The sequence below is a fragment of the Chthonomonas sp. genome, assembly GCA_016788425.1.
In the GTDB taxonomy this organism is placed as follows: Bacteria; Armatimonadota; Fimbriimonadia; order Fimbriimonadales; family Fimbriimonadaceae; genus JAEURQ01.
This window is the reverse complement of the sequence record JAEURQ010000002.1, coordinates 1,021,526-1,043,211: the sequence shown is the minus strand read 5'-3', so window position 1 is coordinate 1,043,211 and position 21,686 is coordinate 1,021,526. Positions and strand designations below refer to the sequence as shown.

Genomic DNA, 21,686 nt, shown 5'->3' with positions numbered 1-21,686 from the left:
ACCCAAAGCGGGAAACAAAGGCCACCCCTAAGGCCGGCGGGACCCGCGATAGTTCGAGAAGAGCAATAAAAAAGGGCGCCCCGCGGGGCGCCCACATTTTTGTGCGCTCTTAGGCGAACGGGTACGTAGGAAGCACCTTTGCTAGGGGCCGATCCTGGCGGTAACCGAGCTCATACTCGGCTTGCATGATCGTGTGGATCTCGTGCGTGCCCTCGTAGATCATCGCGCCGCGCGAGTTGCGGAAGTATCGCTCCACCGGGAACTCGTCGCTAAAGCCGTATGCGCCGTGGATTTCAATCGCCTTGTTGGCGGCGTCAAAGGCGGCGGCGCAGTTGTGCCACTTCGCCAGGCTGCATTCCTTGGTGTGCCGCTGGCCGGTGTTCTTCATCCAACCCACCTTGTAGTAAAGCAGTCGCCCGATCTCGCGGCCTTGCACCATGCTTGCGATCATCTGTTGGACGAGCTGCTTGCGGCCGATGGCTTCGCCGCCGACCGTTCGCTCGTTGGCGTACTTGACGCTCGCATCAAGACAAGCTTCGATGATGCCCACTGCGCCCGCGGCCACCGTGTAGCGACCGTGGTCGAGCGCCGACATGGCGACCTTAAATCCGTCGCCTTCCTCGCCCAGCATGCAATCGGCAGGAATGCGCATGTCCTCGAAAAAGAGTTCGCCGGTGTTACCGGCGCGCACGCCTAGCTTGCCCTTGAGCGGTCGGCTGGAAAAGCCCGGCGTCGTTCGATCGACAATAAACGCGGCGTAGGGCGCTTTGGCGTTGCTGTCGCTCAGCCGCGTGACCACCAAAAACTGGTGCGCGTAGTCCGCAAGGCTGATCCACGTCTTGCTGCCATTAATAATGTAGCTGTCGCCATCCTTTCGGGCGGTCGTCTTGATGTTGGCCGCGTCGGAACCGGCGTTCGGTTCGGTCAGGCCAAACCCACCCCAGCGCTTGCCGGAAGCAAGGTCGGGAAGCCAGCGCTGCTTTTGCTCCTCGGTGCCCCATTGCATCAAGGTCATGCAGTGCAGGCCGCTGTGGACGCTCATGACCACGCGCGCGCTGGTATCGGCGCGCTCAAGCTCGTCGCACACGATGCCCAGCGAAATATAGTCCGTGTCGGTGCCGCCGTACTTTGCCGGGATCGACGTTCCCAAGATTCCTCCGCGGGCCATGGTTTCCAGCATTGTCGCGTCGCTCACATGGTTGCGATCGCGTTCGGCGAGGCCGGGGAGAATTTCGTTTTGGCCAAACTTGTAGGCCATCTCGCGGACGAGTTCGTGTTCTTGCGTCAGGGCAAAGTCCATGCCTAAGATTGTACCTAGGCGAGTTCGTCGGCCAAGGCCGCCATCGCGCCCCGATCGGTCCAATCCAGCGTAATCGGAGTCACGCTTACATAGCCTTGGCTCACGCTGTGAACATCGGTATCCGGCGCCTTCGCGTCCATCACCACCACGCCGCCCTGCCAGTAATAAGGCCGTCCCCAGGGATCGCTGCGGAGCTCGACGCGGTCTTCATAGACACGTTGCCCCATGCCCACCACCTTGACGCCCTGAATCTCGGGCGCGGCAATCGCGGGAATGTTGACATTGAGGAAGGTGCGCTCAGGCAGTTTGGTCTCCACCAATCGAGGCAGATATTCGTTCAGCCAGATTTCGGCGGTGTCCAAGTGAAGCGGTTGCCCTTCGACAAACAGCGCCATGCTCAGCGAAATCGCGCGGACATTATTAATGGCGCCCTCCATTGCCCCCGCGACGGTCCCGCTGTAGGTCACGTCGAACCCCAGGTTCGGGCCGTGATTGATGCCGCTCAGCACCAGGTCGCACTCGGGCCAGCCTTCGGTCAGGCCGACGTTGACGCAGTCCACGGGAATGCCGTTGACTTCAAACGCCTCGGCCCGGCTCGGTTCACCCCAATAGCCGCAGACTCGCTCCCAATTCACCTGACGCACGCGCAACGGATCGCGCAGCGTCATGCCGTGACCGCAGGCGCTGCGCTCGCGGTCCGGAGCGTAAATCTTCACGTCGCCGAGTCGCTGGGCAACCCGCGCCAGCACGGCAATTCCTTTGGCATGCACGCCATCGTCGTTGGTGATCAAAATCTTCATGGAATGCAAAAACCCAGCCCCCTCATTATAGTCGTCGGGCTCGCGTTCCTTGGGTGGCTGGTCGTGGGCTGGGCGCAGTATGACTTGCGCACGTTTTTGGCGCTGGCCCTGGCGGCCATGTTGACGCTTGGCGCGGGCTCCGCGCAGAGCTTTGCCGTGGCCACCTTTCTTCACGGATTGGTCGCCTACCTACCGTTGGTCACAACCGCGTTTTTGTGGTCGGCCTATAAGAGCAGTATTCCGAGTGCAATGTGGCAGCCCTATTTGGCGCTGGCCGGAGTGAGCGTTTGTGTGAGCCTTCCAAGCTTGGTTCGCGATGTTTCCCTGCGTCGGAGTTTAGGGTGGTTTGTCGTCGCCGGCTTGCTCGGGCTCTCGATCGCCTATCTCAGCGGAGCGCGCGGCGGACCCGACCCGATGCGCAACTTCTTTATTCAGGCCTTTGGGCTGAGCTACGACGCGGCGTACGCGCTTACGCACATCGTCCGCAAGACCATTCATTTTGTGTTCTACGGATTGCTCGCGTACAGCACGATGCGCGCGGCGTTGGCCGCTCGGGATGACCTCCGGCGAGCCGTTTGGTTTGGCGTGGGGTGGGCGATGTCGCATGCGATTTTCGATGAATGGCGGCAGAGCTTTTTGGTCGGGCGGAGCGGTTCGGTGTGGGATGTCGCGCTCGACCTGGCAGGCGTCGTCACGATTGTGGGAATCTTTATGGTGTGGCGCTTAGTGCGTCCGCGTCCTGAATCAAGGTGAATGTGTCGATGAAGTTTTTGATCCTGGGGAGTTTGTGTGCGTTGCCCGCTCTGGGTGCGGCCCAGCTCACTGAAGCGGAGCGCGCGGGCCTCGAAGACGCGCTGTTCATCGGCAATATGCGGGTGGAGGAACTCAATTACGAGCGCCGCGGATTCCTCGACCGCCTGCGACCCAGCATCATTGACGACGCGATTCAGCGACCGATTGAGACCGCCAACGCCGTGATGGAGATGCACTTGGTCACCAAACGCAGCATGTCCGACATGCTGCGAGCCGGGCGACAGAAACTCGTCCCGACCCAGCGGGCCATTGAAACCGTGACCAAGGATATGGAAATGTTTCCGGCCCTGCCCGCGAACATCCGCAAGCCATTCGGCACGCTGATCTCGGCCTTGCAAACCGCCAACGCGGACGTGGAACTTGCGCTGAGCGCGCTCGGCCCGGCGGAGCGGCAGACTCTTATACAGTCGCTCCCCTACTGGGCGGTGGAGGAAAAGGCGGTCAAGTTCGACTTTGTCAATCGCGCGCCCGCGAGTTGGGAGCAGACCCTCGGCTTGGCCCGACAGGTGGATTTTGACAAACTGCTGGCGGCCGGCGTGAGCCTGAGCGTCGGGGTGGAGAAGGCCATGAATCAGCTTCGCGGGGTCGTGGCCGACATTCCCGCGCCGATCAAGTTGCAGCTTGGCGATCTCAAAATTCTGGTCACCGGGCGCGGCGACGACAAGATTTCGGGCAGCGACTACGACCTCATTCTGGACCTCGGCGGCAACGACACCTATTCGGGACGCCCCGCGTTTGGCGTTCAGCGCGCCAGAGTGGCCATTGATCTGGGCGGCAACGACACCTTTGATGTGGCGGATGGCGGCGGCGGAGTCGGTCTCCTTGGTTGCGGAATCATGCGGGTGGTCGGCGGCAACGATGTGTTTCGCGGTGGAAACCTTGCCTTCGGCGCAGGTTTGCTGGGCGTCGGCGCGCTGGCCAAAGAGGGCGGGGAAGACGTTTATATTGCGCAAACTCTGAGCCAGGGCTTCGGCCAGTTCGGCATGGGCGTGCTCATTGATACCGATGGGACCGACCAGTATCGGTTGGGGCTCATGGGGCAAGGGGCTGGCCGCACGCAAGGGCTCGGATGGCTCGTCGATCGCACTGGCGACGACACCTACAAAGCGGGTGGCATCACCTTGAACTCGCCGCTCTTCAAAGACATTTACTATTCGTTCGCGCAAGGCTTCGGAATGGGTTACCGAGAGGATTCGGGCGGCACGAGCGGCGGCATTGGCCTGCTGACCGACCTCTCGGGCATGGACAGCTATCTCGGCCAGACCTATTGCCAAGGCGCAAGCTATTGGTACGGCCTGGGGTCACTCTTCGATGGCTCGGGCCACGACACCTATTCGGCCTACCACTACGCCCAGGCCAGCGCGATGCACATTTGCGCGGCGTACCTCTTTGATCTGCGCGGCGACGATGGGTATCTCACCAAGTTCGGCGCGAGTCACGCGATCGGTCACGACGCGGCGACCGCGATGCTGCTGGATCGGGATGGGAACGACATCTACTCCGCGCGCGATAGTGCGCCCGGCACCGGCAACGCCGGTGGCGTCGGCATTTTCCTGGATTCGAGCGGCGAAGACCGCTATCAGGGCCCGCCGGGGCAAGGAAACCCGAGCCGCGGGAGCGGATCGGTGGGCCTGTTCGTTGATCTCGGCGGTCAGGACAAGTACTACGCGGGCATCCACGACAGCGAAGCCGCCGCCAGCGGAAGTTGGGGGGTGGCCTACGACCTCGAAGACCCCTTCCGGCCGAAGAGTGAAACGCCCGAGGTCGAGCAACCCGTCGCCCAGCCGGGGTCGCTTGCCCGCCCCAACGACGCCGAGCTCAAGCGCATTTACGATTTGGCGCGGCAGTGGGGCGTCGGCACAGCCCAACAAAGCGTGGCCGATAACATCCAAAAGCTCGTGCTGATCGGCATGCCTGCCTTCGATTGGATGCTCGACAAGGAGCTCGCCAACGTGGATCGGCTCTCCGTGCGTACTTTCGCAGCGGTGATTCGCGGCATCGGCCAACCGGCTCGCGATCGCCTGGCCGAACGATTGCTCCAGAGTCAGAAGGAAGCCGAATTGCGCAATGGGCTCAGCATCGCCTCCGAAGCCGGGGTTAGGGAAGTCGGCCCGGTGCTCAGCCGTCTGATCCGGACGCCGAGTCTGCAGCGCCAAGCGGTGCGGGCCGCGGGCACGATTCAGGCTCGCGAGGCCGTGCCTGAGCTGTTGCCGCTCGTCGCGGGAGTTGACCGCACGATTGCTTTGGCGGCGATGGTTTCGCTCAGCCAAATCGGATCGGAAGAGGCGTACACGACCGCCGAGGCCGTGGTGACCCAGCCCAACCTGATGATGCGCAAGGCCGCGCTGGCCCTTCTCGCCAAGTTCCCGACCAACGCGTTGGCCACGTCGCGACGACTGCTCGAAGGCACGAGCGAAACCCAGGCGCGCACTGGGCTGGAACTTCTCTCGCTAATCGGCACCGCCGATGCGCTGAAGGAACTCGGCGAGCGACTTGGCGACCCGAGCGCGGGGATGCGAATTCAGGCGTTGCTCGGCCTCGCCGGGCGTTGCCCGGCGGAGTTCCGTCCGCTGTTCACCTCGCTACGCGACGACCCCGTGCCGACCGTCAAGGCGGTGGCGCGGCGTCTGACGCCTTAAGCAGCGAACTGTTCGGCGAACCGGATAGACCCGAGAAGCTCGACGTCCACCTTGCTCGCGACTTCGTTGTAGGCCATGACCTGCAAGAAGGGGAACTCGTGCTCGATAAACCGGCGCAGCGGCAACCGCACCATGTTCGAGGCGAGCAGCACGGGCTGGTTGCCCATCATCATCGCCTTATCCGTCTCCGCGCGCAACGCCGTAAAGAGTTGTTCGCGCATTTGGGCGTTGAGCACCAGCACCGAGCCGAGCGTGGTGTTTTGCAGCGCGCCGTTCAGCACGTCCTCCACATGGGCGTCGAGCGTTAAGCAGAACAGCTTATCGCCGTCCATGTTCTGGCGAGTCACGGTGCGGCAGATTTCGGCGCGCACAAGCTCGCCCATCGAATCAAAGTCCTTAACGCGGTCGGCGTAGTCCGACATGGTTTCCAGGATCGTGACCATGTCGCGGATCGGCACACGTTCGCGGAGCAGGTGCCGGAGCACCTTTTGCACGTCGCCCACCTTCACCACGCTCGGCACCAACTCGTTGACGACGGTCGGGTTTTGGACCTTCGCCTGGTCGAGCAGCGTGTTGACATCTTGCCGGGTGAGGAGTTCAGGCGCGTGGGTCTTGACGATCTCGGTGAGGTGAGTCGAGATCATGATATTGGGCTCGACGACGGTGTAGCCCGACATCTTCGCGTCTTCGGCGTGGCCGCGGTCGATCCAGTACGCTTCGAGGCCAAACACCGGCTCCTTAGTCGGAATCCCCACCAGCGGCGGGTTATCCGAACCGCCCTTCATTGCCAAGAGCATGCTCGGTTCGATGCGGGCCCGGCCAATTTCTTCGCCCCGGACCTTGATGCAGTATTCATTGGGGCCGAGGTTGATGTTGTCGCGGATGCGAACGCTCGGCATGACAAAGCCAAGTTCCATCGCGATTTCGCGGCGGCTCGCGCCGATGCGATCGGGCAAGTCGCCGCCCGCGCGAGTATCGGCGAGACGCGTGAGGCCATGCCCGATCTCGATTTCGAGGGCGTCCACCTGCAAAAGCGGGAGCACGGCCTCGGGTCCGGTCGGTTGCGCCTGCGCCACCTGCTGGGCTTGAGCATCGATTTCGGCTCTTTTCTCTTCGTCGGTTTTCAAAACTTGAGTGAGGTCGGGGTTCTTAGTCGCAAACTTGTACGCGCCAAAAAGGGCCGCCGCCATGCCCAGGAAAATGGTGGCCGGGAACCCGGGAATGAACGCGAAAACGGCGAGCGCACCCGCCCCAGAAAGCAGAGCCTTAGGCTGGCCGAGCACCTGGCTCAGCACTTCGCCGCCCATGCCGCGCTCTTGCCCGGCGCGGGTCACGAGCAAACCGCTCGCGGTGGAAATCAGCAGCGCGGGAATCTGCGAAACCAGACCCTCACCGACCGAAAGCAGGGCGTACGTCTTGAGAATCGTCATCGCGTCGCCGTCGCCGCGCATAAAGCCCATGGCGAATCCACCGACGATGTTGACGATGATGATGAGGATCGAGGCAACCGCGTCGCCCTTGACAAACTTCGAGGCACCGTCCATTGCCCCGTAAAAGTCGGCCTCTCGCTTGACGTTTTTACGGCGCTCGCGAGCTTGGGTTTCGTCAATCATCCCGGCCGCGAGGTCGGCATCAATTGCCATCTGCTTACCGGGCATGGCGTCCAACGTGAAGCGGGCCACAACTTCCGAGACCCGGCCCGAACCATTCGTGATGACCATGAACTGCACGATCATCAGGATAAGGAACGCGATAAACCCGACGATGAAGTCGCCACCCATGACGAAGTTCCCGAAGGTTTCGATGACGGCACCCGCGGTTCCCGAACCCAAAATCAGCTTCGTGGCGGCAATGCTTAGCGCCAATCGAAACAGCGTGGTGAGCAACAGCAGCGAGGGGAAGACGCTCATCTTGAGCGGGTCGTCCACGTTCACCGCGGACAGCAGAATCACGACACTGGATGCGATGGCGGCAACCAAGCCAAGGTCGAGAATCCAGTGCGGCAACGGCAAAATCAGCATGGCGACGACCACAAGGAGGGCCGCCCCGATCAGGAGGTCAGTTTGCCGAAGAAGCTTTTGAATGGTGGGCATCGTTCAATGAGGTCCAAATGGGCTCCATTGGATTGTCGGCACGAACTGCGGGTTTTGAAGCCAACGCGTGAAACATGGCACCGAATCCGCCTAGAATGAGTCTGTATTCAGTAGGATTTCAATGCAGGATTATCATCACTCGGGTCAGCGCATTCTCGCCGCCATCATGTTCACCGATATCGTCGGCTTCTCCATGCTCATGGGGCGCGACGAACGCGGCACCATGACGGCCCTGGATCGCGACTTTGCTCTGATGGAGCAAGAGTGCGCCCTGCACGGCGGCCAAGTAATCAAGCGCACCGGCGACGGCTTGCTGATGTACTTCGTCAGCGCGTCCGACGCCGTTCAATCGGCCCTTTCGATGCAGCAGCTTCTGCACGACCAGGCGCGCAACATCGCGCCGGGCCAGCTTCTGGAGCATCGCATGGGCATCCACCTGGGCGACGTCGTGATAACCGAAAACGACGTCATTGGCGACGGCGTGAACGTGGCTCAGCGTCTGCAGGGCGAAGCAAAACCTGGCGCGATCTGCATGTCGCAAGTGGTGTACGACACGATTAAAGGCAAGATCAAGGTGAGTCCGCTCAGCCTCGGAACCAAGCACCTCAAGCACATCATCGAACCCGTGGTGGTGTGGATGATTCCGCCTATTGGCGGCTCCGGAACGGTGCACCGCATGACCGCCACGCCGCCCATGGAGGGGATTGACCTCACGCCGATTCAGGTCGCCGAACCCACGCGCGGTCGGTCGCTGCTGGTCATGTTTGGGGCGCTCGTGGCCCTGACCGTGGCCGCCGTGGGCGTGCTCACGATTCTCAAGAATTCGGCGAAGCAGGCAAGCGATTCGCAGCGCGCGGTGGAGCAAGCCGCCATCAATCGCGAGAAGCGGGATACCGCCAAAAAGGATGCGGACAAGCCCGCCACCCCGCCCACCACGCCGGAGCAAGTGGACCCGGACGCCGACATTTTGGCCCCGGTCAGCGAGTTAGATGCCGCGCTCTCGGCGGACCCCGAGCGCTTGGCTGCCATCGCCGAGTTTCGTAAGAAGTACGAATTCAGCTTCATTGCCCAGCGGGTTGCGTCAAGCAGCCTGAGCGGCACGCCGAAGGGTCGGCAGTTTGCCAACCACTACAGTCAGCTTTCGCAGTTTATGGCGTTCGTGCAAACCAACGCCACGCAGTTCCCCAAGGACGCGCCGCTCGATGTGATGGGGAGCAAAATCGCGGGCGACGGAGGTCGCCTCATGGTGCTGGGGAGCGACGGCAACTGGGCCGAAATCACGGTGGACGAGATGCAACCCGGCGGGGTCGTGGCGATTGCGAACGCGATTGGGCAAGCGAAGCCCGAGCTGGCGACTGCCGAAGTCACCCGCCAGCTCAAGGCGTTTCAGCGCGAGTTTAGTTTGAGCGTCGGCGACGCATCAGGATCAGGCCAGCTAGGCCCATCGCCAGGATCGAACTAGGTTCCGGCACCACGTTCACGCTCCCCATCATGTCGTGGTGGAAGTTGCACATGTAGTCGTAGCTGCCCGCCGCGGTGAACGTAAAGGTGAACGATTGGCCATTGCCCAGAGTCCCGCTGTTGAACGACATCGGCCCGGCCGTGCTGCTGGCGGTGTGCGGGGCAAAATCGTTGTTCGTCCAACGCACCTGGTCGCCCACATTGATGGTGAGCATGTCGGGACTAAACGCAAAGTTGCGGATATCCACATTGAAGAGGGCGGCCTGAGCCGCCACACACGAGCCCACGAGGGCGAGACACACGAAAATACGCATAACAAATTCCTTGGCAAAATTGCCGGACACCACCGTTATAGCGAGTCTTTGGTCGAAAACCTTGCTTAAGCCGGAAAGCCAGTAGTTTTGCGGGGATTAGTTTTCCAGCCCCTTTTTGCTTCAAACGGGTAGATTAACGTTTCGTTTATGGCTCAAAGACGCGTCGCTGGGGTGATACTCGCCGCCGGGAAGGGAACCCGGATGAAATCTGAGTTGCCCAAGTGCGCCCACCCGGTTTGCGGACTGGCCATGGTTGAGCATATCGGCCGCGCGATGAAGGCGCTCGGCGTGGAAACTCCGGTGCTCGTGGTGGGTCATGGCGCGAGCCAATTGCAAGCCTCACTCACCGATCCGAACTACCTGTTCGAGATGCAGGAGACCCAAGAAGGCACGGGGCACGCGGCGAAAATGGCGATGCGATCCCTGCCGGATTTCGAAGGTCCGGTCCTGCTGACGCCCGGCGACACGCCGCTGCTTAATCGCGAGGGTTTGGCGCAGGTGCTAGAACTGTTCAACCAGGGCGGGTTTGCCGCCGTGGTCGCGACCTTCACCGTGCCCGATGCGGGCAACTATGGCCGCATTGTCCGCAACGCGAGCGGCGACTTCGCCAAGATTGTCGAGGCCAAGGACTGCAACGAAGAAGAACGCAAGATCGGCGAGGTGAACTCGGCGGTCTATTGTTTTGATGCGGCGCGGCTCCGCGCGATTCTGCCTCGGCTGGACAAGAACAACGCTCAGGAGGAGTATCTCCTCACCGACGTGCTGCGGTTTATGGTGGAAGATGGCGACCGAGTCGGCATTGTCGAGTTCCCCGACGAGAGCATCTTCAAGGGCGTCAACAACCGCTGGGAACTCGCCGAGGCCGGCGAAATTCTGCGCCGACGCCTACTGCGCGAGCACGCCATGAACGGCGTGACCATCGTGGATCCCGCCACCACCTTCATTGAGCCCGACGTGGAATTGGAGCCCGATTGCCTGATCGAGCCGATGACCACACTTCGGGGGAAGACCCGCATCGGCGCGGGCTCCATCATTGGCCCCATGAGCGTCATCATTGACGCCGAAATTGGGCGCGAGTGCTGGGTGCGCCAAAGCCAGGTGCAAGCCTCCAAGGTCGCCGACGGAGTCAAAGTCGGCCCCTACGCGCACATCCGGCCCGGAAGCACCGTGGGCCGCGGCTGCAAGATCGGAAATTTTGTGGAACTGAAAAACGCTCAGCTTGGCGACAAAGTCGCCGCCGGGCACCTGGCTTATTTGGGCGACGCCACCGTTGGCGACGGCACAAACATCGGGGCCGGGACGATCACGTGCAACTACGACGGCTATGCCAAGCACCGAACCACCATCGGCGCGAATACCTTCGTCGGGACCAACTCCACGTTGGTTGCACCCTTAACCATTGGTGACGGCGCATACATTGCCGCGGGCAGCACAATCACCAAGGATATTGAAGCGGATTCGCTCGGAATCGGACGAGCGAGAACGGAAGAAAAACCACAATGGGCAGCACGCTACAAGCAACGGAAGGGGACTCCTTAAGCATGAACTTGGATAATCGGCTTCGGCTATTCTGCGGCAACGCGCACCGCGAACTCGGCGAGCGCGTCGCGGATTATCTGGGCATTCACCTGGGATCGGCGACGTCAACCAAGTTTAGCGACGGCGAAATCCGTCTGATGATTGATGAGAGCGCCCGCGGGAACGACGTTTTCGTGATTCAGCCGACTTGCGCGCCCGCCAACGACAGCATCATGGAACTGCTGATCTTGCTGGATGCCTTCCGCCGCGCCAGCGCCCAGCGCATCACCGTGGTGATGCCTTACTTTGGATATGCCCGCCAAGATAAAAAGGTCAAGCCGCGCGAACCGATTACCGCTCGACTGATCGCCGACCTGCTTACGGTGGCGGGGGCTAACCGCATTGTCTGTGTGGACCTTCACGCCGAACAGATTCAAGGTTTCTTTGACATCCCGGTGGATCACCTTTACGCCGGCCCGATTTTGGCTCGCCACTTTGAGGAGACCATCAGCCCCGAAGAAGATGTTGTGGTCGTGAGCCCGGACGTGGGTGGCGTGAGTCGCGCTCGAAGCCTGGCTGAGCGCCTCAAGGCCCCGCTGGCCATCATCGCCAAACGTCGTCCCGAACCCAACAAGGTGGACATCATCGAAATCATCGGTGATGTCGCGGGCAAAAAGTGCGTGGTCATTGACGACATGATTGACACCGGCGGAAGCGTCGTGATGGGTGCTGAACAGCTGATGAAGCGCGGCGCGACCGAGATTATCGTTTGCGCAAGCCACCCGGTGCTCAGCGGCAACGCCAGCCAGCGCCTGCAAGACAGCGTGATTTCAAAGGTTGTCGTCACGGACACGATTCCCATCGCCAGCGAAAAGCGATTCCCCAAGCTGCATGTGCTGCATTGCGCGCCGCTGGTGGGCGAGGCCATCCGCCGTATTCATAACAACGAATCGGTCAGCGGCATCTTCGAAAACTGGAGATAGCGCATGAGCGGCGAGTCGGCACCCTTGGAATGGCAGGTCATGCTGCCGCAGGCCAAGCCTATCAATCGGGTGATTGTTGGGTCGGTGGCGGTGATCGTCGGGGTGCTCGGATTTCTGCTCACGCACAACCTCATCGCCGGTTTGTTCGGGTTGCTCGCCATTCTCGGAAGCTCGCTCGAACTGTTTTTTCCGCTTAAGTTTCGCCTCGACGAAAAATCCGCGCAGGCGAAATGTGGCTTCATTGCCAGTGAAATCACCTGGGATTTGGTGCAACGTGTGGAAGATGAGGGCACAAATGTGCTCTTATCTCCGTTTTCTAAGCAATCAAAGCTTGACCGCTTCCGCGGAGTTAGGTTAAGATTCTCAAGCAACCGCGAGGAAGTTTTGGCTAAAATTGCGGGACTTTGGAGGAAGGATGAAGGAACTTTGGAAGGAGGAGCTGACGCCGGAGCAGATCGATCAACTGATCGAGAAGATCGCGGCGAGGGTGCATAAGTACCGTATGGAGACTCCCGCTATCTTCGCCCTCGAAATGCACAAGCCGCTCGCGAATGTCGGCGCGACGCTGGCCGTCACGGTATCGCCAATGCTCATCCCATTTTTGGGTTTTGATGCTTTTGACGACTACACTCGTCTTCTCTCCAAAAGGGAGAATTGGGAACGGCTCATCAACGCGCTTGAAGAGTCGCGCCTACAACCCGACAACAAGGAGCAATCCGCCTAATGCAATATCAAGGTTATGGTTGGGTGCCATATCTGATCACGATCACCTTCTGTCTGTTCATTCTCTTGAACATATGGCGGGCGAAACGGTCCGGAGGGAACCTATTTATTCGCCGCATCGCCGGCCTCAACGCAATTGATGACGCCGTCGGGCGGGCCACCGAAATGGGGCGCCCGGTTCTGATGGTGCCTGGTCTTGGTGGCCTCAACGCCATCGCCGTGCAGGCGCTCAACGTCTTTCAATACGTCACCGGCATCTGTATCAAGTTCGCCACGCCCATCCGCGTTTGTTGCGGTGAGCCGGCGGTCTTTACCGTGGCGCAGGAAGTCATCCGCGACGTGTACATGCGGGAAGGCGCGATGGATCGTTACCAAAACGACTACGTGCAGTTCCTTTCGAACCAGCAGTTTGCATTTGCCGCGGGCGTAAGCGGCCTCATTCGCCGCGAAAAGGTCGCCGCCGCGTTCCTGCTCGGCGAGTTCTTTGCCGAATCGCTTATCTTCGCCGAATCGGCCAACGCCATGGGCGCGATCCAGGTGGCGGGCACGACCTCGACCACGCAAACCCCGTTCTTCATCGCCTCGTGCGACTACGTTCTCATCGGCGACGAATACTACGCCGCCAGCGCCTACCTGTCGCGTGAGCCGATCTTGGTCGGTTCACTCGTGGGTCAAGACTGGGCGAAGATCGCCAGCGCCTTACTGGTGATCGCGGGCAGCCTGCTTACTTCGTGGGAAGTGCGTGAGAAAAAGCCAAGTGATCCTGGCCCGAACGGTGAACAGCCCCAATGGATTAACAACGGCAAAGCTGATTTTACGATGACGAAGTACCTTTCACCCGACGCCATGACTCCGGAAGAAGTTGAGGTGTGGAAGGAGCGTAATCCGCGACAGAAGGAAACGGCGGAGGCCACGAAGTGAACCAATTCTTGATGCAAGCCCAGGACTTGACGTTCTGGCAAGCCGCGCCCGGATTCAATGGCAAGACGCTGCTCGGCTTGTTTATCGGCCTCGCATTCTTTGCGCTGTGCTACTTCCTGCCGACGCAGTTCCGCAAGTACATTCTGTGGGTTATCCCCTTTGTTTGCGGTAGCTACTATATTTTCCAATACCTGCTCCCCGATCCGATCGGGCGCGATCCCGGCGAACTTCCGCGCAACACCATGGAAGCCGTCAAGTTCTGGCTCGATGACGGGGCAACCCACGTCGGCCGGTTCAGCAACGTTCTCACCGCCTTCCTCATTGGGCTTGGTACGTTTAGCCTGGTGAGGCTGCACGTGACGCGGGTTCGAAGGAAGCAGGAGAACTGGTCGTTCAGTGTTGTTCTGCTGGTTTCGTTCCTGCTCATGCTGACGTTCGGCGTGTGGGACTACCACCTTCGTGAACTGAATCCCGACCTTGAGCTCATGGATAACTGGGCCAAGCTGAGTGGGTTCAATTGGCTTTCAGTCTACGGGTTCGACTTCCTGTTCGATGGCATGTTCCAGCAGATGGACGCGACGATGTTCTCCATCATCGCCTTCTTCATTCTGAGCGCCGCCTATCGGGCGTTCCGCATTCGCAGCGTGGAATCAACCGTGCTGCTCGCCACCGCGCTGATCCTGATTCTCGCCAACATGGGGGCCGTCGCGCAACTTTCGACGAGCATGGTCGAGAGGTGGACCGGAGGCGAATCCTCTCACTTGTTGAACAACTTGAAGCTTAGCGAAATCGCGGCCTGGATTCGCGGGACGATTCAATCGGGAAGCCTACGGGCGATTAACTTCGGGATTGCCGTCGGGGCGTTGGCCATGGGCCTGCGACTCTGGCTGGGACTCGAAAAGGGGACGGGTAACTAATGGATATCGGACGAAAGCTCCAAGGTTTGAGCTCGCACACACTGTACGTGCTACTCATTCTGTTTGCGGGACTCCCGCTCTTCCTCAGCTGCAAGATTCCCAATGAGCCCGAGGCGAGTTCGATTGACGCGTTTGCCACGCTCCGCGAACTCTCGAAGGATAAACCGGTCCTCATCGAAACCGACTGGTCGCTGAGCACACGCGGCGAATCGGGTGGCCAATTCGAAGCTCTGATGCGCATGCTCATGCGGCAAGAGATCAAGTTCGCCTTTTACTCGGTGGACCCGATTAACATCGCCGTTGCTCGCACCACCATCGCTCGATTGTCGAAAGAAAACCTCGACGCGGGTGGCAAGGAGTACAGGCGCTGGGACGATTACGTGGACCTCGGCGTAAAGCCCGGTCTTGAAGCGACCGTCAAGGCGTTTGAGCAAGACATGGGTAAGGCCCTCGCCGCCAACCGTTCGTTTAAGACGGATGGCTCGCCCGGGTTCGCCAAAGATTCACCGGTCTTGCAGAACGTCAAGAAACTCAGTGACTTCAGCGCATTGGTCATCGTCACCGGCACCGGTTCGTGGCAGATCGTCACCGACCGACTCGCCGGCAAAATCCCCATCGTCGCGATGCTCACGGGGGTTATGTCTCCCGAAGCTCTCCCGTATCACAAATCCGGGCAGCTCACTGGCCTGAGCGGCGGGATTAAGGGCGTGTACGACATCGAAGGCATGATGGAGCGCGGCCTCGCTCACGAAAGTTTGGCGTCCGCTCCCAAGGAAGCGGTCAAGACGAACAATCCCAAGTACGCCGGCAAGTACATCGAAGGCTTCCCGGGTAAGAAAAACATGGATCGGGCGATGGCCTACTATCCGGCCCTGCACTTTGCTTTAGCCTTGCTGATCATCCTCGTGATCATCGGCAACGTTGGACTCCTGATGAGTAAGCGGAACGGAGGCAAATAACATGGACTACGGCACACTGAAAATTGTCACTGGGGTCCTGGTTACCATCGGCCTCTACTCGGTTCTCTACCGGGAAAACAAGTTCTACCGATTGGTCGAGCACATCTTCCTGGGTCTGGCGAGCGGCTTCGCGATCATCAGCTACTGGAAGGAAACAGTTCGCACTGACTGGTACGACCAAGCCTTTGGGCGCGTTGGCGAAACGGCGGCTGATACTCAGCCCGCGTTTTGGATGTACGCCGCCCTGCTGCCGATCGCGATGATGGGCTACATGGCGTTCAGCAAGAAGAACGCGTGGATGAGCCGGATTCCGATCCTCATCATCATCGGCCTTTGGGCGGGTCAGCAGATTCAGGTGTTCAACAACGGTTGGATTCCGCAGCTGTTGAACACGATGCAGCCGATCTATCCGACCAACATGACGCGGTTTACGGTTCCGGGAACCGCAGGTCTGAGCAACGCGGACATCACGCGAATCGGGGCGGAGGTCTATCCGAGCGAAGCCTTGACGAACCTGGCGTTGGTCATCACCTTCATCACGGTTCTCAGCTACTTCTTCTTTAGTTTCGACTTGAAGAACAAGTTCATTGCGAGCACCAACAAACTGGGTCGCTACATCCTGATGGTCGGCCTTGGCGCGATCTTCGGCAGCACGGTTCTGATGCGCTTTACGCTCGTCATTGACCGCCTCTTCTACATCTTCATCGAGTTCTTCAAGCGAACCGTTTTTAAGATGGAATAGTGGCCGAGCAAAGCGTTCACGCCATCGTGTTGCGGCGGCGGGATCAGGGTGAGTCGGACCGCCGACTCACCCTGCTTTGCCGAGAGCAGGGCAAATTGGAGGCAATCGCCCGCGGCTCGCGCAAGAGCGGCTCGCGGCTGGCCGGCATCAGCGAACCCCTCTGCGAGGCGAATCTTCATCTTTCGAGTGGCCCGCGGCGTGCCTACGTCACCCAGGCGGTACCGTTGCAATCCTTCCGCGAACTGCGCACCGACTACGAACGCCTGACGTTTGGGCTTGCCCTGGCCGAAATCGTCGAAGCGATCGCCGTGAGCGAACAAGGCGCAGCGGAACTCTTTGACCTGTTCAAGCTGAGCCTGACGTACCTTAGCCTGCACGAGAACCCGGGCACGTGCTTCCTTTGGTCGGCGCTGCAACTGATGGATCACGAAGGACGCCAGCCGAGTTGGAACCGCTGCGTTGAGACCGGCGTGGCCGTCGCTGAAAACCCGGCGTGGGTCTCGCCGATGGTCGGCGGATATCTTTCTGCGGGTGCGCACCGCGACGCGCCCGACCGATTTCAGGTGCGGGCCGAAGTATTGCTCGGGCTCGCCGCCCTTACACCCCTCGAGCGTCCGCCCGCGAAGATGAAGTTCCTCGCCGAATCCATCCGCCTCGTGTACGACTTTTGGGTGGAGTACGCGCACAAGCCGCTGCCCGCCACGGTCGCTGTCCTGCAGTCCTTGAACCTAGTATCCTAAGGCAAGGAAGCATGAGTTACCAAAACATTCGCGGCACGCACGACATTCTTCCGGCTGAAATTGCCCTGTGGCAATGGCTGGAGCAGACGTTTGGCGCGCTTGCTCATGCTTACGGATACCAAGAAATCCGCACCCCGATTTTCGAAGCGACCGAGCTTTTCGAGCGCAGCAGCGGCGATACCAGCGAGGTGGTGACCAAGGAGATGTACACCTTCCTCGACCGGAAGGGCCGCTCGCTCACGCTGAAGCCCGAGGGCACCGCGCCGGTGATTCGCGCTTACTTGCAGCACCGCCTGGGCCAGCCGAATCAGGTGACCAAACTGTGGTACCTCACCCCATTTTTTCGGTATGAGCGCCCACAGAAGGGGCGCTTCCGCCAGCCGCACCAGTTTGGCTTGGAACTGATCGGGGCGAAGGGGCCGGCGGCTGATGCCGAAATCATCGAGCTGACCTGCCGCTTCTACGAAGCGGTCGGGATCAAGGACACGGTGGTGTTGCTCAACTCGATCGGACGCTCGGCGACGCGCGCCGCGTTTCGCGACGTGCTGCTGGAGCACATGGCGGGCTACATCGAAACCATTAGCGACGAAGACCGCGCGAAGGTCACTAAGAATCCACTGCGGCTCATTGATACCAAGGAGCCGGTCGCGCTGGAACTTTTGAAAAGCGCGCCCCAGATTCTGGACTACTTGGAGGACGACAGCCGCGCGCACTTTGACGGGGTCAGAGCGGCGCTTGATCGCGCCGGAGTGAAGTATCGTCTAGCGCCCGAGGTCGTGCGCGGGCTCGACTATTACACCGACACGGTGTTCGAGGTTCACAGCGAGCACCTTGGCGCGCAGGGCGCGCTCTGCGGAGGCGGACGCTACGATGGCCTGATTCAGGAACTCGGCGGCCCGGCCACACCGAGCGTCGGGGTGGGTATCGGGGTCGAGCGCCTCGGCATCGTGCTTGAAGGCATGGGCATCGCCCGCGAACCCGGTCGTCCGACCGCCTACGTGGTCGCGGCCACACCCGAGGTGTGGGAAGCCGTCGAAAGCCTGGTGCGCACCTTGCGCGGGCAAAGCATCGGCTGCCAGTGGAGCCTCGACCGGGCGAACCTGAAGAACCAGTTCAAAGAGGCCGACCGGCTGGGTGCGCGATTCGCCGTGGTTATCGGCACCGACGAGTTGGCGGCGGGGAAGGTCTCCCTGCGCGACCTCGTGTCGGGCGACCAAAGCTTGGTTGATCCCGCGGAACTCCCGGCAACGTTCAAGAAGGAATGAAGGTTGCCGCTATCCTGGGGGGAGCGCTGATCGCGGGCATGTGCCTGGCGCAGGACCCCAACGTCGCGTTTCGGGTGGACCTAAACCTCAACTACACGAGCACCAAGGGCAGCCAAAACCGCGTGCGCTGGTTCGATCCGCGCGGCAAAATGAGCACCGTGGGCTTTGGCATCAACCTGGAGCCGGGCTACTACGTGCTGGTTACGCAGCGCCTGCAGACCGTGCGCGGCAATCCCGATCGCGAGGTTCTGGAGGACCTCTACATTGAAGACCCCGGTCTGTGGCGGGTCGGTCGCCAAAAAATGGTGTTCGGCGGAGATTCGTTGGTGCAGGAAAGCATCCAGGGGGTGCGCGTTGAGGCCGATCCGGCGGGTCGGAGATTCCCGATGGTCATCGCCGCGTTTGATAATGGCCCGCGCAACGCGCGCGGGATCGCCGGTCGCGCGGGGACGGATCGCCTCGGGATTAGCGCGGCTTACGGCGAGCGGCTCTTCCGCTCGTCGACCAATTTTGCCGCGCTCCGGACTTTGGAAGTCGCCATGCCTGGCCAAGGGTATCGCGCGGCGATTGCCCTGGACGGCGCGATCCCTTGGGGCATCGCTCGCGTGGAGGGTGAAGTCGCCGCGTTTCGCCGGGGCAAGGCCGGCGCACCGCCGCTGGACCTGAGCGACCTGCGAGTCGTGTTCATCCGCACCGTGAACCGTCAAATGGTGGCGGGTTGGGCTCGCGATTGGCGCTCGCGGCGAGATTTCTACCGATTGGAGACCGAAGTCCCGCTCAGCAAGAACCTCAGTCTGCTGGGTTACTTGCGTTTTCAGGGCGGCGAATGGCGCGACTTGAGCATCGGAACGCGAGTCCGGCTGTAAGGCGTCTAAAATAGAGCTTCTATGGGCAGTTCGCGCCGCGCTTACGACTTACTTCGAGGTTACGTCAACCATCACATGGATCGCATTCGCGACCTCGATTCGGACGCGGCCGCTCGCGAGGAACTCAACGCCTCGCTCAGTCCCGGCGGGGTGGATGCCGCGCCGACAACTCAGGCACCGAGCGCCGAGCCGATCAATCAGCAGGAGATCGCGCGCAAGATTTTGGGCGTCCCGGAAGGCGCGCCGTTCACGGATGTGCGCCGCGCGTATGAGCGGCTGAGCAAGCGCAGCGACCCCGCCAAATTTGTGGTCGGCACCGAGGAACGTCGCCTCTCGGAAGAACTCCACGCCCGCATCGAAACCGCCTATCGAATCCTCTCGGCCGAAGTACCGGCGGTCGAAAAGCGGTTCAACAACCTCGAAATCGACTAGTTGCGCAGCGGCTTGCCGACGTCGAGCATGTGCTGCACGCGCAGCACGGTGTTGCCGTGCTGGCAAAGCTTGACGAATTCCTCGCGCTCGCGGGCAACCGCCTCGGTCCAGGTGCCGGGCTTGGTCATCGTCCACTTGATCGCCTCGCACACGTGCTCGTCGTAGGGCGCCCAGTCGCTGCCGGTTTTCAGTTCGTCAATCACGCGATCAACCACGCCCACGAGCGGCCCTTCGGGCATTTCCCACTTCGCTGGTTCCTGCACTTGCAGGTTCAACGCAAGTTGCTTGGCGTCGTGGAGCAAGCGGTCGGAGTGCGGAGCGATCACGTCGCTCGCGCGAAGGTAGCCGAGACCAAAGCCTTCAAAGGCGTTCGTCGTCACCGCACCCGACATCGCGGACTTCGCGTAGTGAGCGATGAGCTTGAGATTGCTCCCCGCGCGGCGTCGAAGCTCGCAGGTGCCGGCGCCGCCGGGCAGAAGGCCGACCCGCACTTCGGGCAGGCCGATCATGCTTTCCGAGTGAGCGATCACCTGCGGGCAGCCCATGGCCATTTCAAGTCCTCCGCCCAATGTGTAACCAAAAATCGCGGCGACCACCTGCTTCTTGCTCAGCGTGTCGGCGAGGCCCTGCAGAGCGAGCAGCCCGTCGTTGACCATATCCATGTCCTTGGCGGCCATCGCCTCGCTAAAGACGCGCAAATCGAATCCGAGCGAGAAGTGCTTCGCCTCGCTGGTGAGCACGAGCGGCCCGGTAGTTCCGTTGAGCCAGGCGGTGAGCGCTCGACACACCGCGGGGTTGTAAGTCCCCATCTTGGTGGTCGTGGTGATCGCCCGAACGCCGTCGCCGAGGTCCCGCACATTGAAGCCTTCGCCGGTTTCGGTCACGGGAAACTCGTGGATTGTCGCAAACTGCGGTTCGACTTTGCGGTTGACGTAGATGCCGGTGAAGTCGAGCTGCTCCTTGCCTTGGAAGTTGGGCGGCGCTTCCGACCAACCGAGGGCGTCGCGGCCAATCGCGTCGATGAGGGCAAACGGACCCATTTCCCAACCGAATCCCCACATCATCACGCGGTCAAAATCTTCCACCGAGTGGCTGATCTCGGCGCGCAGTTCTTCGGCGTAGCGCAAGGTCGGGATCAAGTAGAGGCGCAGGAACTCGGCCGCCTCGTCGCGTTCGGTCAGGGTCGCGCGGATGCGCTCGCCGAGCGGCATCTTGGCAAATTTTTCGAGGCTTGGAATACTCACTGGCAGTTGCTGTCGATAGGCGTGGGTGGTCAGGTCGAGCGCCAGAAGCTCTTTGCCTTCCTTGCGATAAAAGCCCATGCCGGACTTCGCGCCAAGGTGGCCCTGGCTCAGTAAGAACTCAATGGACTTTGGCGTGGCCAGCGCGTCGGTCCGAGGGTCTTGGGGGCAACGCTCGCGCAGATTCGCGGCGATATCCACCATGATGTCCATGCCGACCAGGTCGTTGAGGCGGAACGAGCCGCTTCGCGGACGTCCCAGGAACGGCCCGGTGATCGCGTCTACGGCCTCAATCGGAAGCTGCAACTTCTCGGCGATGTGGGTCGCGTGGAACATGCTCCACATACCGTAGCGGTTGGCGATAAATCCGGGTGTGTCTTTGGCGAGCACCACGCGGCGAGCCACATGCTCCTCCAAAAACTCGACGTAATTCTGCAGGATCGCGGTGTCCGTGCGCGAAGTGGGGATGAGTTCCAGGAGCTTAAGATAGCGCGGCGGATTGAAGAAGTGGGTACCCACAAACTTGCGGCAGAAGTCGTCGCTGCGGCCCTCAATCAGCAGTTCAATTTGCAGACCGCTGGTGTTGGTGGAGACCAGAGCTTCGGGCCGGACGAGCGGCTCAATCAACGCGTAGAGGTTCTTCTTGGCGTCCAGCTTTTCAATAATCGCCTCGCACACCCAGTCGGCTTCGCGGACCCAATCGAGATTCTCGTCAATGCCGCCGACGCGAATGCTTTCGGCGTGATTCGCCGAGTAGAAGTGCGGCGGACGCATGTTGCGCGCGCGATCTAAACCGGCCTTCGCCGAGGCTGCCGTTTGGTCCAGCAGGGTCACCTGAAAGCCAAGGTTGGCCAGCAGGGCGGCGATGCCGCTGCCCATGGTGCCAGCACCGATCACACACACCTTGGTGGAGGCGGGAAAACTCATAGGCGTAAGGATACCGAAAGCGCAAACAAGGT

At 60.8% G+C, this 21,686-nt stretch carries 20 protein-coding genes; 15 read left to right on the top strand and 5 right to left on the bottom strand.

All coding sequences use genetic code 11. The annotated features are described in order from the left end of the window. Positions 1-109: 109 nt before the first annotated feature. Both JNJ45_07020 and surE read right to left on the bottom strand, forming a co-directional pair. A complete protein-coding gene (locus JNJ45_07020; protein MBL8048418.1) occupies positions 110-1,300 on the bottom strand; it encodes an acyl-CoA dehydrogenase family protein in 1,191 nt (396 codons plus the stop codon). Positions 1,301-1,314: 14 nt separating this feature from the next. Further along, the gene (gene surE / locus JNJ45_07015) at positions 1,315-2,100 is read right to left on the bottom strand and encodes a 5'/3'-nucleotidase SurE (GenBank protein MBL8048417.1); all 786 of its coding nucleotides are present in this window, start codon (positions 2,098-2,100) and stop codon (positions 1,315-1,317) included. A gap of 3 nt (positions 2,101-2,103) precedes the next feature. Between surE and JNJ45_07010 the strand changes: the two genes are divergently transcribed. Then, the gene (locus tag JNJ45_07010) at positions 2,104-2,853 is read left to right on the top strand and encodes a VanZ family protein (protein MBL8048416.1); all 750 of its coding nucleotides are present in this window, start codon (positions 2,104-2,106) and stop codon (positions 2,851-2,853) included. 8 nt (positions 2,854-2,861) lie between these two features. Continuing rightward, positions 2,862-5,552, top strand: a complete 2,691-nt coding sequence (locus JNJ45_07005) for a hypothetical protein (protein ID MBL8048415.1) — start codon at positions 2,862-2,864, stop codon at positions 5,550-5,552. Here JNJ45_07005 and flhA read toward each other — a convergent pair. Continuing rightward, the gene (gene flhA, locus JNJ45_07000) at positions 5,549-7,645 is read right to left on the bottom strand and encodes a flagellar biosynthesis protein FlhA (protein MBL8048414.1); all 2,097 of its coding nucleotides are present in this window, start codon (positions 7,643-7,645) and stop codon (positions 5,549-5,551) included. The genes JNJ45_07005 and flhA overlap by 4 nt on opposite strands. 121 nt (positions 7,646-7,766) lie before the next feature. On the opposite strand from flhA, the gene JNJ45_06995 reads away from it, so the two are divergent. Continuing rightward, complete coding sequence (locus JNJ45_06995; GenBank protein MBL8048413.1) at positions 7,767-9,107, top strand: adenylate/guanylate cyclase domain-containing protein; 1,341 nt, start codon at positions 7,767-7,769, stop codon at positions 9,105-9,107. On the opposite strand, the gene JNJ45_06990 is transcribed toward JNJ45_06995, so the two are convergent. Continuing rightward, positions 9,043-9,420: a cupredoxin domain-containing protein gene (locus JNJ45_06990; GenBank protein ID MBL8048412.1), complete on the bottom strand. Its 378-nt coding sequence runs from the start codon at positions 9,418-9,420 to the stop codon at positions 9,043-9,045. The genes JNJ45_06995 and JNJ45_06990 overlap by 65 nt on opposite strands. 147 nt (positions 9,421-9,567) lie before the next feature. Here JNJ45_06990 and glmU point away from each other — a divergent pair, with 147 nt between their 5' ends. Genes glmU through JNJ45_06930 form a run of 12 tightly spaced genes read left to right on the top strand, consistent with a single transcriptional unit; the run spans position 9,568 to position 19,486 of the window. Continuing rightward, positions 9,568-10,959: a bifunctional UDP-N-acetylglucosamine diphosphorylase/glucosamine-1-phosphate N-acetyltransferase GlmU gene (gene glmU, locus JNJ45_06985; GenBank protein MBL8048411.1), complete on the top strand. Its 1,392-nt coding sequence runs from the start codon at positions 9,568-9,570 to the stop codon at positions 10,957-10,959. Positions 10,960-10,961: 2 nt separating this feature from the next. Further along, a complete protein-coding gene (locus tag JNJ45_06980; protein ID MBL8048410.1) occupies positions 10,962-11,921 on the top strand; it encodes a ribose-phosphate pyrophosphokinase in 960 nt (319 codons plus the stop codon). Between the two features lie 3 nt (positions 11,922-11,924). Next, positions 11,925-12,416 (top strand): hypothetical protein, encoded by a 492-nt coding sequence (locus JNJ45_06975; protein ID MBL8048409.1) that lies wholly within the window; start codon positions 11,925-11,927, stop codon positions 12,414-12,416. Positions 12,417-12,423: 7 nt separating this feature from the next. Beyond that, positions 12,424-12,645, top strand: a complete 222-nt coding sequence (locus tag JNJ45_06970) for a hypothetical protein (GenBank protein MBL8048408.1) — start codon at positions 12,424-12,426, stop codon at positions 12,643-12,645. Beyond that, a complete protein-coding gene (locus JNJ45_06965) occupies positions 12,645-13,565 on the top strand; it encodes a hypothetical protein (GenBank protein MBL8048407.1) in 921 nt (306 codons plus the stop codon). The genes JNJ45_06970 and JNJ45_06965 overlap by 1 nt, the downstream gene beginning before the upstream one ends. Before the next feature lie 11 nt (positions 13,566-13,576). Further along, positions 13,577-14,482: a hypothetical protein gene (locus JNJ45_06960; protein MBL8048406.1), complete on the top strand. Its 906-nt coding sequence runs from the start codon at positions 13,577-13,579 to the stop codon at positions 14,480-14,482. Further along, complete coding sequence (locus JNJ45_06955) at positions 14,482-15,441, top strand: hypothetical protein (GenBank protein MBL8048405.1); 960 nt, start codon at positions 14,482-14,484, stop codon at positions 15,439-15,441. Before JNJ45_06960 ends, JNJ45_06955 begins: the two co-directional genes overlap by 1 nt. A gap of 1 nt (position 15,442) precedes the next feature. Then, positions 15,443-16,183: a hypothetical protein gene (locus JNJ45_06950; protein ID MBL8048404.1), complete on the top strand. Its 741-nt coding sequence runs from the start codon at positions 15,443-15,445 to the stop codon at positions 16,181-16,183. Further along, positions 16,183-16,923, top strand: coding sequence for a DNA repair protein RecO (recO, locus tag JNJ45_06945; protein ID MBL8048403.1), 741 nt, complete (start codon positions 16,183-16,185; stop codon positions 16,921-16,923). The genes JNJ45_06950 and recO overlap by 1 nt, the downstream gene beginning before the upstream one ends. Before the next feature lie 11 nt (positions 16,924-16,934). Continuing rightward, a complete protein-coding gene (locus JNJ45_06940) occupies positions 16,935-18,188 on the top strand; it encodes a histidine--tRNA ligase (GenBank protein MBL8048402.1) in 1,254 nt (417 codons plus the stop codon). Next, positions 18,185-19,054 (top strand): hypothetical protein, encoded by an 870-nt coding sequence (locus JNJ45_06935; protein MBL8048401.1) that lies wholly within the window; start codon positions 18,185-18,187, stop codon positions 19,052-19,054. The genes JNJ45_06940 and JNJ45_06935 overlap by 4 nt, the downstream gene beginning before the upstream one ends. Before the next feature lie 21 nt (positions 19,055-19,075). Continuing rightward, on the top strand, positions 19,076-19,486 hold the full coding sequence (locus JNJ45_06930; protein MBL8048400.1) for a J domain-containing protein: 411 nt from the start codon (positions 19,076-19,078) through the stop codon (positions 19,484-19,486). Here the strand turns inward: JNJ45_06930 and JNJ45_06925 are convergent. Further along, the gene (locus JNJ45_06925; GenBank protein MBL8048399.1) at positions 19,483-21,654 is read right to left on the bottom strand and encodes an enoyl-CoA hydratase/isomerase family protein; all 2,172 of its coding nucleotides are present in this window, start codon (positions 21,652-21,654) and stop codon (positions 19,483-19,485) included. The two genes, JNJ45_06930 and JNJ45_06925, sit on opposite strands and share 4 nt — an antisense overlap. Positions 21,655-21,686: the final 32 nt, after the last annotated feature.

Bases quoted from the DNA above. Each gene is read 5' to 3' on its own strand.
- JNJ45_06925 (MBL8048399.1), bottom strand. From the start codon at position 21,654: ATGAGTTTTCCCGCCTCCACCAAGGTGTGTGTGATCGGTGCTGGCACC.
- JNJ45_06950 (MBL8048404.1), top strand. From the start codon at position 15,443: ATGGACTACGGCACACTGAAAATTGTCACTGGGGTCCTGGTTACCATC.
- JNJ45_07010 (MBL8048416.1), top strand. From the start codon at position 2,104: ATGCAAAAACCCAGCCCCCTCATTATAGTCGTCGGGCTCGCGTTCCTT.
- glmU (MBL8048411.1), top strand. From the start codon at position 9,568: ATGGCTCAAAGACGCGTCGCTGGGGTGATACTCGCCGCCGGGAAGGGA.
- JNJ45_06960 (MBL8048406.1), top strand. From the start codon at position 13,577: ATGCAAGCCCAGGACTTGACGTTCTGGCAAGCCGCGCCCGGATTCAAT.
- JNJ45_06965 (MBL8048407.1), top strand. From the start codon at position 12,645: ATGCAATATCAAGGTTATGGTTGGGTGCCATATCTGATCACGATCACC.
- JNJ45_06955 (MBL8048405.1), top strand. From the start codon at position 14,482: ATGGATATCGGACGAAAGCTCCAAGGTTTGAGCTCGCACACACTGTAC.
- flhA (MBL8048414.1), bottom strand. From the start codon at position 7,645: ATGCCCACCATTCAAAAGCTTCTTCGGCAAACTGACCTCCTGATCGGG.
- JNJ45_06935 (MBL8048401.1), top strand. From the start codon at position 18,185: ATGAAGGTTGCCGCTATCCTGGGGGGAGCGCTGATCGCGGGCATGTGC.
- JNJ45_06980 (MBL8048410.1), top strand. From the start codon at position 10,962: ATGAACTTGGATAATCGGCTTCGGCTATTCTGCGGCAACGCGCACCGC.
- JNJ45_06940 (MBL8048402.1), top strand. From the start codon at position 16,935: ATGAGTTACCAAAACATTCGCGGCACGCACGACATTCTTCCGGCTGAA.
- JNJ45_06975 (MBL8048409.1), top strand. From the start codon at position 11,925: ATGAGCGGCGAGTCGGCACCCTTGGAATGGCAGGTCATGCTGCCGCAG.
- JNJ45_06930 (MBL8048400.1), top strand. From the start codon at position 19,076: ATGGGCAGTTCGCGCCGCGCTTACGACTTACTTCGAGGTTACGTCAAC.
- JNJ45_06970 (MBL8048408.1), top strand. From the start codon at position 12,424: ATGGAGACTCCCGCTATCTTCGCCCTCGAAATGCACAAGCCGCTCGCG.
- surE (MBL8048417.1), bottom strand. From the start codon at position 2,100: ATGAAGATTTTGATCACCAACGACGATGGCGTGCATGCCAAAGGAATT.
- JNJ45_06995 (MBL8048413.1), top strand. From the start codon at position 7,767: ATGCAGGATTATCATCACTCGGGTCAGCGCATTCTCGCCGCCATCATG.
- JNJ45_07005 (MBL8048415.1), top strand. From the start codon at position 2,862: ATGAAGTTTTTGATCCTGGGGAGTTTGTGTGCGTTGCCCGCTCTGGGT.
- JNJ45_06990 (MBL8048412.1), bottom strand. From the start codon at position 9,420: ATGCGTATTTTCGTGTGTCTCGCCCTCGTGGGCTCGTGTGTGGCGGCT.
- JNJ45_07020 (MBL8048418.1), bottom strand. From the start codon at position 1,300: ATGGACTTTGCCCTGACGCAAGAACACGAACTCGTCCGCGAGATGGCC.